7 protein-coding genes and 1 riboswitch are annotated in these 13,455 nt (G+C 45.2%); of the genes, 4 read left to right on the top strand and 3 right to left on the bottom strand.

The window, feature by feature from the left end; all coding sequences use genetic code 11:
- Window positions 1-174: 174 nt before the first annotated feature.
- Complete coding sequence (locus tag MKX68_RS15730; RefSeq protein WP_340912805.1) at window positions 175-3,021, bottom strand: ATP-binding protein; 2,847 nt, start codon at window positions 3,019-3,021, stop codon at window positions 175-177.
- A 344-nt stretch (window positions 3,022-3,365) separates the two neighbouring features.
- On the opposite strand from MKX68_RS15730, the gene MKX68_RS15725 reads away from it, so the two are divergent.
- Complete coding sequence (locus MKX68_RS15725) at window positions 3,366-4,064, top strand: response regulator transcription factor (RefSeq protein WP_036668013.1); 699 nt, start codon at window positions 3,366-3,368, stop codon at window positions 4,062-4,064.
- Between the two features lie 47 nt (window positions 4,065-4,111).
- On the opposite strand, the gene MKX68_RS15720 is transcribed toward MKX68_RS15725, so the two are convergent.
- Entirely contained in the window at window positions 4,112-4,531 is a 420-nt protein-coding gene (locus MKX68_RS15720; protein WP_339788881.1) for a hypothetical protein, read from the bottom strand.
- Between the two features lie 242 nt (window positions 4,532-4,773).
- Between MKX68_RS15720 and MKX68_RS15715 the strand changes: the two genes are divergently transcribed.
- The 3 genes from MKX68_RS15715 to MKX68_RS15705 all read left to right on the top strand — a co-directional run bounded on the left by MKX68_RS15715 (window position 4,774) and on the right by MKX68_RS15705 (window position 8,795).
- The gene (locus MKX68_RS15715) at window positions 4,774-5,913 is read left to right on the top strand and encodes a virulence factor (protein ID WP_340912802.1); all 1,140 of its coding nucleotides are present in this window, start codon (window positions 4,774-4,776) and stop codon (window positions 5,911-5,913) included.
- A gap of 147 nt (window positions 5,914-6,060) precedes the next feature.
- A riboswitch (Lysine riboswitch) is annotated at window positions 6,061-6,276 on the top strand.
- 117 nt (window positions 6,277-6,393) lie between these two features.
- Window positions 6,394-7,875 carry an amino acid permease gene (locus MKX68_RS15710; protein WP_340912800.1) on the top strand — a complete coding sequence of 494 codons (1,482 nt, stop codon included), beginning with the start codon at window positions 6,394-6,396 and terminating at the stop codon, window positions 7,873-7,875.
- Between the two features lie 278 nt (window positions 7,876-8,153).
- Entirely contained in the window at window positions 8,154-8,795 is a 642-nt protein-coding gene (locus MKX68_RS15705) for a class D sortase (RefSeq protein WP_340912799.1), read from the top strand.
- Between the two features lie 133 nt (window positions 8,796-8,928).
- Here the strand turns inward: MKX68_RS15705 and MKX68_RS15700 are convergent, their stop codons facing one another.
- Complete coding sequence (locus tag MKX68_RS15700; protein WP_340912797.1) at window positions 8,929-13,440, bottom strand: collagen binding domain-containing protein; 4,512 nt, start codon at window positions 13,438-13,440, stop codon at window positions 8,929-8,931.
- Between the last annotated feature and the right edge of the window lie 15 nt (window positions 13,441-13,455).

Below are 13,455 nucleotides of genomic sequence, written 5' to 3'. Positions count from 1 at the left end.
ATAGACAGTTTGCAAAAGAAGTTGTTTTTTTATCCGGGGAAATTGAAAAACAAAAAAAGCCTTTCCCCTTATCACGCTCACACGCTGAAGGGCAAAGGCTCTATCCGTAGGTCTCATACATAATTATTATTATTCATAAAAAAGTGAAATACATTTCTTCATCCATCCTTAAATCTACACCAATACGTCCTGCTTGGGCAGTCGAACCTTGAACGTACTTCCTTTGCCCGGTGCAGATATAAAGGTCAACGTACCCTTGTGATCCTCTACAATTTTACGGGAAATGTACAACCCGATTCCTGTTCCACCAATCTGCCGATGATCCGAATTATCGACTCGATAGAATTTGTTGAACAGCATGTCCTTCTCTTGCTCCGCAATACCTATTCCGTAGTCACGCACATCAAGACATAACCATTCCTCTTCTTCCCATAACGTAACATCGATACGATCGGCTCCCGGCGAATACTTGACTGCATTGCCCACCAGATTATGCAGAACCTGAACCATCCTGTTCTGGTCAGCATAAGCAAAAAAGTCTCCATTAAACGTATGCACGTAGATACGTTGGGCAGACTTCATATTCCACTGTTCCGCAACCCCTTCTACCAACTCAATCAGCGGCACATACGTCATGTGGTAAGTCATACCTTCGTTGTCGAGGCGCTGAATATCGAGTACATCATCGAGCAAACTGCTCAGCCGCTTGCCCTCCGAAGAGATGGTCTGCATGAATTCCCGCTGCTGAGCTGCTGGAAGATCATACATCATCATTAATTCCACATATCCCATAATGGTGGCTACAGGCGTTCGAAGCTCATGAGATACCACACTGATCAGCTCATTTTTCATCCGATCCAGCCGTTCTTCTCCTGTCCGGTCACGGAACACCAGCAGAAACCCATGGTTTTTACCCGGGACATCCATCTGCTTCATGTATAAGGAAAACACACTTTTATCCACATTATTGAATATAAATTCGGTCTCGATAAACGCTGTTTCTCCATTCAGGAATGCTCTCGTCTGTTCCATCAGATTGAAGTTGTCCGTTAATACCATCGTATCAATTGCCTGCGCCAAATCTTCAATGGATCTGCCCATAAAATCACCCAAACCAAACATCTCTTCTATCCTTCGGTTGACGATGGTTATGGTCCCTGATCGATCAGACATCACGAGCCCTTCTCTTACGGATTCAATAAATTGCTCACTGATATCTCGCTGTTCCTGAATGGCAATCTTCTCATTGAACAACTCCGAGTTCAGCTTCTCCAGCGCAAGGGCATGACGTACACGATCTTCTTCTGCTCTGGTCCGCTCCGTAATATCCTTAATAAACAGGTTATATAATGTCTCATTTTTGCCCAACTGGATCTCAACAATTTTGTACTCAATCGGAAATACGGAACCATCCCGTCGGATACCTGAAATTTCTTCAACGATGGTGTATCTTTTACCTTCAACATATTCAAATCGCTCCAGCAAATTTTTGATCTCCTTGCAGCTGGCCCCTTGAAAAAGAGTCGGCGCTTCCTTGTGCAGAATCACTTCTTCCCGACGCAATCCAAACATTCTTTCAGCCTCCGGATTAAACTCAACGATCAGCCCACTGGAGTCCACAGCGATAATCGCATCAATAGAGGATTCAATAATGGCACGTTTGACCTCTTCACTGTTCTTGAGTTCCTTGGTACGCTCAATAACCCTGTCCTCCAGCGTTAACTTGTCGTGACGAATCTGTTCGAATTGTTCCAGCAGCACATCAGCCATTTTGCGCAAATTACCAATCAGAATCTGTACTTCGGTTACATGACTGGTTGGCCACTCCATCTTCCCATTTCGAAACAGCAGTCTCGGAAGAGAGCCTGTCATCCTGGTCAGTCTTAACAATGGGCTAACAACTTTACTGCTGAGGGGAGCCGCTACGATCATGGAAGCCACGATGATGATGAACAGGGATTGCAGCGTGGTCAGATAAATGGATTCGATTCGGGGGTAATAATTGGACGAGTCGGTCACAATGAATACCCGATAAGGTGTTATATTTGTCATTTCTGCTTCATAGATAAAAGAGGCTTGTTTCCAGTGATTCAATACATCGCTGTAATGGATATTTGCGGAACTTAACAGAAAAAGGTTATCCCTTGATTTCAGAAGACGGAATCTGTCCATGTCCAGGTAATCGCCCGCCTGAAGTGTGTTCAATCCAGAAGCAACGACTGTATCATCCCTATTCAGCAGAATCACATTCACACCCAGTAGATGATGATAACGCGCCATATTCTGATCCATGTTCTCGGAGGTAACATACTCTTCATCAATATCCTGAACAACCGCAGTCGCTGCATATTTCATATCACGTAATATGGCATCATTCATTTGACCCAATTGTCTACGGCTATCTGCGGATAACAGTACGAGAGAAACAAATACCACAAAGGCGACTACGTATTTAAACGCAATTCTTGTTAGTGGGATGGTTCCCGTCCGCTTTGATTTGTGTTCACCCGTGGTGATCCAGAAATCGACTACAATTCCCGCGATCAGCGCATTCACCATACCAATGACAGCAATATACATATACTCATACTTCAAATCGTCTATATTTAAACCCAACATAAAATGCCCGGCATAGATAACTGGAAGTAACATGACTACCCAAAAGACTGCATTAGCCTTGATTAAGCTGCCATTCTTCCAACGGATCTGCCAAACGAGCATCCAGATTAATTCCAAGAAGTGGGCAAGCATGACAGTTAAATTGTGCGGCACAAAGCCGACAAAGACGGTATTTAGCAGATGGATGACTGTAAGGGTGACAAATCCATAGATGGCCCCATGCAAACGAAGAGCAACGAGTGCTGCCGCGCTACCAATCATAAACTGTACACCATAGAATAAAGTAAACGGAAAAATAGTACTTAGTGAGCCCAGAATGATTAGAAGACTGGTCCCAATCCAGGGTATTCTCAGCTTCAACACGAGCCAATCCAGCATTTGTCTTGCCTTTATACGATCCATAAGCAATTGCCCTCATGGATCATTGTTTCTTCTGTTTTCAACAACAACGTTGGTTCCCCCTATAAACTTAAGCGGATACAATCTTACTTTTTTCCCCTTAACTCGTTCTGATCCATTATACTGTAATTAGTACTTGGTGTAGCTTTGGGAAATTCTGATTGATCGGCAACCAAACTACATTCATGCTAGAATATTGAAGTTCATCAAAAAAGCTTATTCTTTCTCTACATATACATCCTATATTTTGGGATAGAAACATTAAAAAATTTGCAGCATTTATTCGCAATTCACCTTGTTTTTTTAGCATTTTCTTAACATATTATTTTCACCAGGAGTGTGACCCTATGACTATCAAAGTACTTCTTATAGAAGATGAGAAAAATCTGGCCGACATGATTGCTTTCTTTCTTGAGGAGGAAGGATATATCACTGAACGGGTTCATCATGCCCGCGAGGCACTTCAACTGTTTCCACAATTCCAGCCGGATATTGTTGTAACGGATCTCATGCTTCCTGAAATGGATGGAAATGATCTCGTAGAAGCCTTTCGCCAGCACTCCACTGTGCCCATTCTGATGATCTCGGCAAGTACCATGCTGAACGATCGACTTCGCGCATTGCATAATGGTGCGGATGACTTTCTGTGCAAACCGTTTAGTTTGAAAGAGTTGGATGCCCGGATTAAAGCACTGCTGCGAAGATCCATCATTTCCTATAAGGATAAACCGGTAAAAGAAGACAAGCAGGCAGAGGTTACGGGACATGTGAATGTGAATGAATACAGAAGAACTCTGTTTGTGGATGGCGTTGAAATCGAGGTCACTCATATTGAGTTTGAGATTATGAAGGAATTGTACCGAAATCCGGGTAAAGTGTTCACCCGCAATGAACTGATGGATCGGATCAAAGGCTCCGAACGCGCCTATCTGGATCGTACCATTGATGTTCATATCTCAAGTCTGCGAAAAAAAATTGAGCCTGACCCCAAAAACCCACGTTATATTAAGACGGTTTGGGGAACAGGCTATAAATATGTGATCTAATACGATCGTAACGATTGAAGTTAAACACTTTTGGCCATATCTCTCTTTTATCTCATGGATAAGATGGGCGGTATGGCTATTTCTGATTTATGGATAGACGACGAATGCAACCAGCTTTCCATATCCTTGATGAGCTGATCAGGGTCATGCTCGTTCCAGAGAATCATCTTCATCTCACCTGTACCTGTAATCTGTTGCAGGTGACGCTTCCGAATAAGGGATTTGAAATCCGTAATGACCAGTAACGGAAGTTGTGGCATAAAAGCCCGAATGGCATTTGCTGCTGACACCGCTTCTTCGGCAACCTGATAATCAACAATACAATAACGGGCATTTTCCCAACTTCCCCGATGTGTTTCTATGGCAGAACCAGATGTTGAGTCCTCAATCCAGTTCCTGAACAATTGAATAATATTCTCATATGCAATACGACGTTTTCCATCCGAGAGCACGGTAATGGGTTCCATAGGTATAACCTCCAGTTGATTCTTATCTTTATTGTGCCAATTTTCGTTTAAAAATGTTTGTGCGTGAACATGAAAGAAGTGTTAACAAATTTCGTACTTCTTCACATTAAGTGTTAGACACGTCCACTTCGCTTCTGGATGATTTCGCAGATTCCACACATTGATGTAAAATAGAGAAATACCCGTGTGATTTAATTTACGGGAAGTGAAAGATGAATCTGGTACTATAGGAGGTTACATTGATGAATATTGTTTCCATTGAACCAACACCGAGCCCAAATACGATGATGTTACATCTCGATGAACGTCTGGAGGACGGAATTCGCAAAACATATACCCTGGACAACGAACGATCTGCTCCGGCGTTCATTCGCCAGATGCTTCATATTCCCGGTGTAAAGAGTGTGTTCCACACAACAGACTTTGTCGCACTTGATCGTAAAGGGAATGCCGACTGGTCCGTTATCTTGGGCGAAGTCCAAAATCGCCTTGGACAGCAAGGCATTGATCTGGACTGGATTGAATCCGAAGATGGTTCAGGCGAACACTTCGGAGAAGCACAGGTATTTGTACAATTCTTCCGAGGTGTACCGATGCAAATTAGGGTCAAGGCCGGGGTCAAGGAAGAACGAATCTCGTTGTCGGACCGCTTTGTCAAAGCAGTGACGGAAGTCGCCAGTGCAACGATGATCAAAGAACGCAAACTGAGTGATTACGGCGTTCGATATGGCGAGTTACCGGACATCGCACGTGAAGTCGAACAGGAATTGGAAGCCGCTTATCCCCCGGAACGACTCGAGCAGGTTATCAAACAGGCCATTGAACATGGTACCAAATCCGAAGAGTTCGTCGAGCGCCGCCGTGAATTGGATGGAGCCGAACTGGAAGAGGCTCTGCGAAACGAGGATTGGAATGTTCGCTATGCGGCATTTGACGGCATGGAGCCTACGGCAGAAAGACTGCCTCTCGTAGCCCATGCCTTGCATGACAACAAAATGCAGATTCGCCGCTTAGCCGTGGTATACCTGGGTGACATTCGTACACCGGAAGCGATGGAATTGCTGTATGAAGCGCTTCAGGACAGTTCTCCTGCGGTACGACGGACTGCCGGTGACACCTTGTCGGATATCGGTGACCCTGCCGCAACCCCAGCTATGACAGCCACGTTATCCGATAAAAGTAAACTTGTACGCTGGCGTGCAGCACGTTTTCTCTATGAGGTCGGAACTGAAGAAGCAGAGCATGCCTTGCGAGTTGCAGCCGATGATCCTGAATTTGAAGTCAGCCTACAGGCCAAGATGGCTCTGGAGCGAATCGAATCCGGCGAACAAGCTGCTGGAACGGTATGGCAGCAGATGGCTGGGCGTAACAAAAAGGAATAGTCATCTTTCAGACCTCACATCCAACAATTGTTATTGCACTGGAAAACCATGCGCGTTATACTGATTGTCTGTTTACTAAACAGGACACACGGTGTTAAGTTGTGTTGTTCATAATTTCATAGACAATAGATACACCTCATCCATTGATGGTGAGGTAGAGGTCGCGGGTGCGATCAGTACGCTGATGGAGGCGCTAAGGAGCCGCTTATGAGATCAGCCGAAAGGTGTACCCGCCGAAGCTCGCTGGACGTTCCTTATACGGTCCGGTGAGCTGGGGCTGCTGTCGAAAGGCGCAGAACTGTCACGGAAGTACATTTCCTTTATATAAAGGTATGAATTCTTCTGTGTTGAGCTATCTTAATCATCTGGGACATGGTGCGGACATTGAAATATTAAAGACCGCAGGCTGATGCCTGTGGTCTTTTTGTTTATGAATTCAAGTATCGCAAACATCAGTATATCGAATGAAGGAGTGTTTCCATGCAAGACCGCAGTAACCCAACAACAACTGGACCTTCCCTGAAAAAAGGATTACGCGCACGACATATGACAATGATCGCCCTCGGTGGCTCGATTGGTACCGGGCTGTTTCTCGCAAGTGGTACCGCCATCTCAACCGCAGGCCCTGGTGGAGCATTAATTGCCTATGCGGCCGTTGGCATCATGGTTTATTTCCTAATGACCAGCCTTGGAGAGCTTGCGACCTTTATGCCGGACTCCGGTTCATTTAATACGTATGCCGCACGTTTTGTCGATCCTGCTCTCGGATTCGCCATGGGCTGGAACTTCTGGTACAACTGGGCGGTAACCATTGCAGCAGAGCTTGCTGCCGCTACAGTACTCATTAAATACTGGTTCCCCGAGAGTTCGTCCATGTTATGGAGCTTATTGTTCCTCGTGCTGATCTTTGCCTTGAACGTGTTGTCCGTTAAAGGTTATGGAGAGTCCGAGTACTGGTTCGCTATTATTAAAGTCGCTACCGTTATCATCTTCCTGGCCGTAGGTGTGCTCATGATCTTTGGTATTATGGGCGGAGAAGCGGTTGGTTTCAGCAACTTCACCATCGGTGATGCGCCCATCCATGGCGGATTCTTCGCTGTGCTTGGTGTGTTCATGGCTGCGGGATTCTCATTCCAAGGTACCGAGCTTATCGGGGTAGCCGCTGGTGAAAGTGAAAATCCGCGCGAAAATGTACCTCGTGCAATTCGTCAGGTATTTTGGCGCATTCTGATTTTTTACATTTTGGCGATTACCGTGATCAGTCTGATCATCCCATATACGCATCCGAACCTGCTCAAAGGTGACCTGGAGAATATCGGTGTCAGCCCGTTCACACTGGTGTTTGAGAAAGCAGGACTTGCTATTGCGGCATCCGTCATGAATGCCGTTATTCTGACTTCTGTACTCTCTGCCGGTAACTCAGGCATGTACGCTTCAAGTCGGGTTCTCTATGCCCTTGCCCGTGACGGTAAAGCCCCTCGTTTCCTCGGTAAGTTGAACAAAAAAGGTATTCCCATGAATGCCTTATTGCTTACAACAGCTGTCGGTATGTTGGCATTTCTTGCCTCCCTGTTCGGCGATGGGATTGTGTATACCTGGTTGCTGAATGCATCCGGTATGTGCGGATTTATCACTTGGCTGGGTATCGCTATCAGTCATTATCGCTTCCGCCGTGCATACGTTGCACAAGGCAGAGACCTAAGCGATCTACCTTACCGTGCACGTTGGTTCCCGTTTGGGCCGATCTTTGCGTTTGTTCTGTGTATCATCGTAATCATCGGACAGAACTACCAGGCATTCACGGGTGATCAGATCGACTGGAGTGGAGCCATCGTTGCCTACTTGAGCGTACCCCTGTTCCTGGTGTTGTGGCTCGGTTACAAATGGATCAAAAAGACCAAAGTGGTGCCGCTGCAGGAATGTGATTTCACACCTACCGATTCACCAAGTGACAAGCACTAACGAAGCAATATTTACACTTGCCACTTCGATGACAGAATAACCTTCCGATCGCTGTTATCAACTTATACAGCTGATACGATTTAACTTCATATTAAAAAACCTCCCCGTGGCGTTGCAGTTTTCCTACTGTGACGAAACGGGGAGGTTTTGTTTTATGTCGGCTTCCCCCTTCGAACATTTCTGTACGTCCTTTTGTCCCTGTCCATATTTTGTATAGGTGCGTAAGTAAAATAGAGAAAGGTATACTATTTTTCTTGGACAACGGGAGTTGATGCATAATGAAAAAATTCTCTATTCTGCTCGTTCTATTGGGCATCCTGATCATCAGCTTTCCTTTCCTGCGGGAAACGTATTATGACTGGAAGCAAACCCGTGTCATGAACGATCTGGAGCAATTGCAAAACGGCTTGTCTAAGCTTAATCACTCCTTCGAACAGGGCATACAAGATGCAGCTTCTGCCGAGCCGACTACGGATAGTACAGATACAGTGCAAGAGGCCTCCTCGAATACGTTGGGGGTACTATCCATTGACAAGATTGATGTCCGCTTACCGATTCTGGAGGGTGCAACGGAAGCTAACATGAAGGTAGCTTCAACCCATCTTGTCGAAACCACCAGGATCGGTAACAAGGGTAATGCCGCCATAGCCGCTCATCGCGCCCACAAAAAAGGACGGCTGTTCAATCGTCTGGGAGAACTCCAGATTGGGGATTCGATGCAAGTCACCTTGGCAGATCGAACGATTATCCAGTACAAGGTAGATCAGATATCCGTTGTAGAGCCAAATGACTTGTCTGTGCTGGAAGACCCCGGACTTGGCCAGGTCCTTACCTTAATTACCTGTGATCCACTCGTCAATCCAACACATCGCCTAATTGTAAGAGCTATTGAAGTGAATCGGGAGGTTGCCGGATATTGATCCTCGCTAAGGTGCAGCTGAAATAAAATAAAACACCCTCTAGTAATTCACATGATGACGCTGAGTCACTTGTGAAAGTTAGAGGGTGTTTTTTTATCCAAATATGATCTGTTCCTGCATTACGTGCTGCGATCTAGCGCTGAAGCAATTGTCTGCGGCGGAAGTACATGAATCCCGCGCTACCTAGCGCCATCAGCATCATGCCCACAGCAGTGTAAGCCATTGTGCTCTCTTCACCTGTTTGTGGCAGCATTCCCTGAGATCCAGGACTTCCGTTTGGCTGTGATGCAGAATTTCCATTGCCCTGTGATCCATCTGTATCCGTTCCAGCAGGAGGTGCCAGTGCACCATCCCCATCCGGTGCATCTGTATCCCCAACAGGAGGTGCAGTGTCTTCACCGTTGGATACGCCTGGTGTCGGTGGCGCTACCCCGCCATCTTCATCTGTCGGGCTTTCGGTTCCTCCCCCAGACTCTGTAGGTTCAGTAACAACCGTGCCTGGAACCGATGGATTTGGTGTTCCTGGTTCCGGATTTACTGGTTTCTCCGGATCTGGTGTTCCCCCCGTAGTAGGGGTTCCCGGATTATAAGGTCCACTCGATCCACCACCCGATACCGGGATAGCCTGATTCGTTTTTTCCACAACTACAGCTTCCGTTTGTATGTTCGTAATTTCAAATGGTACTGGTGTTGTGTCCAAGATATATCCGTTAGGTGCTTTTATTTCAACCAACTGATATTTATTGATATCCAGGTCTTTAAGTACAATTTCACCTTGTTGATTGGTTGTCAGTGTAGCTTCATCCAGACCTGTTACCTTGTGGAACTCCCAGTTCCCATTGGCATCCATCAATGCAGTTTGAGCCCGTAATTCAAATACTGCTCCCTGAAGGTGCTGAGTTCGACCCGCATTGGTTTTAATCAATTTCACAGAACGATCATTTTCTTTATTTTCAATCGTCAATTGAGTTTCCGGTTTGATAATAGATACAAGCGTCTCTGGCTGTTCAATAACATAGCCTTCTGCCTTAGTCTCTACCAATGTATATGGACCATACGGCAAGTTATCAAATTCAATGACCCCATTGATATTCGTAACCTGTGTGTCAACCACCGCATTTGTACCATTACGCAATTCGAATTCAATTCCAGCTAACACGGATTGATCCTTGGCGTTCACTTTGGTCACCACCAGCTTGGCATTTGTGCCCTGCGTATTGGTATGTGTGAGCGTAACAATCTGAGTTTGATTGGTTACAATGGTAAGAGGTATGGGCGTTGAATCCAATTGATAGAATTCAGGTGCCTCGACCTCAATCAACTCATAATCCCCTGGCTCCAGATCTGTTGCTCCGATCTTTCCATCCTCACCCGAAGTTATCGTATCGATCAACTGGCTGGTTGGACCACCTTTCAGGTACAGTTCGAATGTTGCACCTTTTAGCGTTTTCGTGCTGTCAGCAGCATCCACCTTGGTTAATTCGAAGCCTTGACGAATCTTTTTATTTTCAATTTCAAAAGCGATATCCGCATCCTTGAATTCAATCGTTTTACCTGAGACAGAGCCATATTCAGGATCAACCAAGTATCCTGCAGGTGCAGATAATTCTTTTAACTTATAAGGTACACCATTGGTCAGATTGTTTAATCGATAGTTTCTGGAGCTTTCAACTACTCCATTCTCGTCCGTTGGTTTCAATGTTTCCAGAAGCGTAGTTCCAGACGCATTATAGATTGCGAAGATCGCTCCTTCCAGCGGAACTCCGGTATCACTGACTTTGTGAATTCTGATTTTGCCTAAACCAGTGGAGGCTCCTCCACCTGCTCCAGCTAATGAAACTTTAATCCCCGCCTGATTGCCTTCCCCTACCACCGAAGAAGATTGGCCTGCAAATTCAACCTTATTTTCAATTCGGGCGCCATGATCGGCATTAATATAGGACTGATATTCCAAAATGAATGCAGTATGGATATCTTTCTTGAAGGTGAAGGTAAATGTATTGCCCTCCACAATCAATTCATAATCAGCCGGATCAACCAGTCCAGCTTTGTTGGATACATTGCCTGAATTGTTGGCAGGCAGGTTCGTTGCATATAATTTCAATGAATCAGCCAATAAAATTTGGTTCTCCGACAAGGTATCTGTTAATTGAGAACCCGCTGGAATATAAGATTGACTTGGATTGATATTTACCGTCCATGATGCTTTATCCGTTGTACCGATCTGTTGACCTGTTTTTTGTACATACACACCACCGTGAACTGGCGTGACGCTCGCTGATCGATTAAAGCGTACCTCACCATCCTCACCGTCGGTTAGAACAGCCTGGTTAGCATACGTGCCTTCGACGGAATAAGGTCCATCCAGGCTCGTTTGATACTGAATGCGATAAGCTGTTTTGCCGATGTTACCCAGATCCAATGTAAAACCTTTACCGTCCGGGTTCAGCTGGAATTGACCAGGTATGAGCGGAACCTCGCTACCTACAGCAGTAACGTTATTGGCTCCCTGTAACTCTAACTCATGAACTTTTAATGAACCGTCTACAAAAGATTGGTTACCCGTGTAGGCATCCTTGAGGATGGCTTCGTGAATATCAAACAAGTTGTAGTTTACATCAATTGTCCATGTGATCTTTTTGTCTTTGGCGCTGTATTCGCCCTTTTTGTTACCATTTTGAATGGTGTACTCTTGAGGTTTGACAACAGCAGATTTGGTAATCGCAGTCTGTGCTACATTGGATTCTTCCCAATCGATCTTGGCAGAGTTGCGATATTCATTATCCGTTGGCATACCTGCCGTCGGGTCAAAGCTTGTTGTATAGGTAATGACATGTTCCGTGTTAATTGTAACGCCGTCCTTCAGGCGAACGGAGAATCCTTTTTCATACGTTGGATCAGCCGGGTCTGGAGTCAGTTCAAAGTCGTCTTTGTTAACACCGTTCACTTGAAGACTACCCGGAATCAGTTTCATATGTCTGCCTTCGTAATTATCCGTGATGATGATATCCGTCATGTCCTGCAAATCACGGTTCAAAACAATCTGCCATTCGATTTCTTTTGTGTTGAAGTTTTCACTTTTTACGCTTTTTGCAAAAATGACTTCCTGAATGTCTCTCCGGCCTGTTTTTGCAGTACCATCATACATGTTCACTGTGTTCGTAATGGTGTCGTTTGTATAAACACGATGAATGGATTGTGTATCATATTCGATCTCATAGGCCTTGGTAATATCGTTCTTAAAATGTAATCTGAAGCCATCATCGAACCCTGTACCTATCGCTTCGAGTGTGTATTCATTCGGATTGATCAGTATTCTGTTCGAAGCCGCTCCGCTTGCATTAATGTCCACTTGATACACTTTGACGGAATTGTTGATCAGTTGCTGTTTTGCCGTATCAAAGCGGTCTTCAATCCATGCATTCGTTTGCATGATTTCTTGCTGATTGTAGTTATATTGCACTTTCCATGTGATCGTCTGTGTCACCGGATCATACGCACTATCTTGCCCTGACTTGTTCAAAGGCTCATTAAAACTCACACGAACTCGCCCAATAGCTGTTTCATCGTGTTCACTCTGATCCGTTGTAAGCGCAACCTGGTTTTGATACTCCACGTTGGTGAACGGAGCAGTGGTTGGTGCTTTAACACTTGTCGTGTAGGTCACACGATAGGCCTTATCTGTATCCCCCAATTGGATTGGAAACTGTGGTTCCGTTTGAACTACTGGACCTTCTTTTACAGATCCATTCAATTGCACTTCCAATTCGCGAATTTGGATATTGCCCTTGAGTTCAAGGTTTGTTGGCAACGTATCTGTAAGAACCGCATTTTTCATCGCCTTCTCGCCTTGGTTAAAATCTACGGTCCATTCAATTTCGTCGGAGTTGAAGTTTTCTTTGTTTGCGCTTCCCGATTTCTTCAACTTATCTACAGCTGTGTTGGCAAAATGCACATCAATGATGCCCTGCCCTACGGAACTAAAGTCTATCTGTTGTTTCAAGCCATCTTCCATCTTGCTCTCATCGAACTTAATCCACACGTAGAAGTTACCTTCCAGCTGCGCATGCTCGATCAGTTCATTAAAGGTAAAAATGATTGTGCCATCTGGATTCACCACATACTCCCCAACACCGCCATCCAGATTACCCTTAAGCTGCGATCCGATGATGAATTTATCGGGCAAGTTAAAGGTGAACGTAGAGCCATCGCTGTAGTTGTGGTTGTCATCTGCAAGTCCCCATGTAAAGACTACAGCCACCTCATCCTGAATGCGCGGTCGAATATCCTCGATTTTATCTCCTTTGACTTCAATCGTGCCATTCCCGTTGTCTTCTGGTACCTGATTGTACATCTGCACACTGGTAATCAATTGATCTGTAATTACCGGACCTGCAGCTGCCATTGCTAAACTGCTCTGGTTGAGGTTTCCCTCCCCCTCTTCTTCCGGAGTGGCTGCAACGTCAACGTTGTTCACCTCTTCCGAAACTGCCAAACCTTCTTCTGACGCTGTATCGCTGATTGCACTGGCTGGCAAATTAGTTAATTCATCCTGAGCGTGCATGATTGGTGTAAATATCCAACCCTGCATCATTTGCGTGACCAGTAACAGAGCAATGATCACTATGCTCACTTTTTTCCTCATTTTTTGCATATCCTC

It is taken from the genome of Paenibacillus sp. FSL M8-0212 (genome assembly GCF_038004645.1).
In the GTDB taxonomy this organism is placed as follows: Bacteria; Bacillota; Bacilli; order Paenibacillales; family Paenibacillaceae; genus Paenibacillus.
Note: the sequence above shows the minus strand (reverse complement) of the source record. Positions and strands in the feature narration are given on the sequence as shown.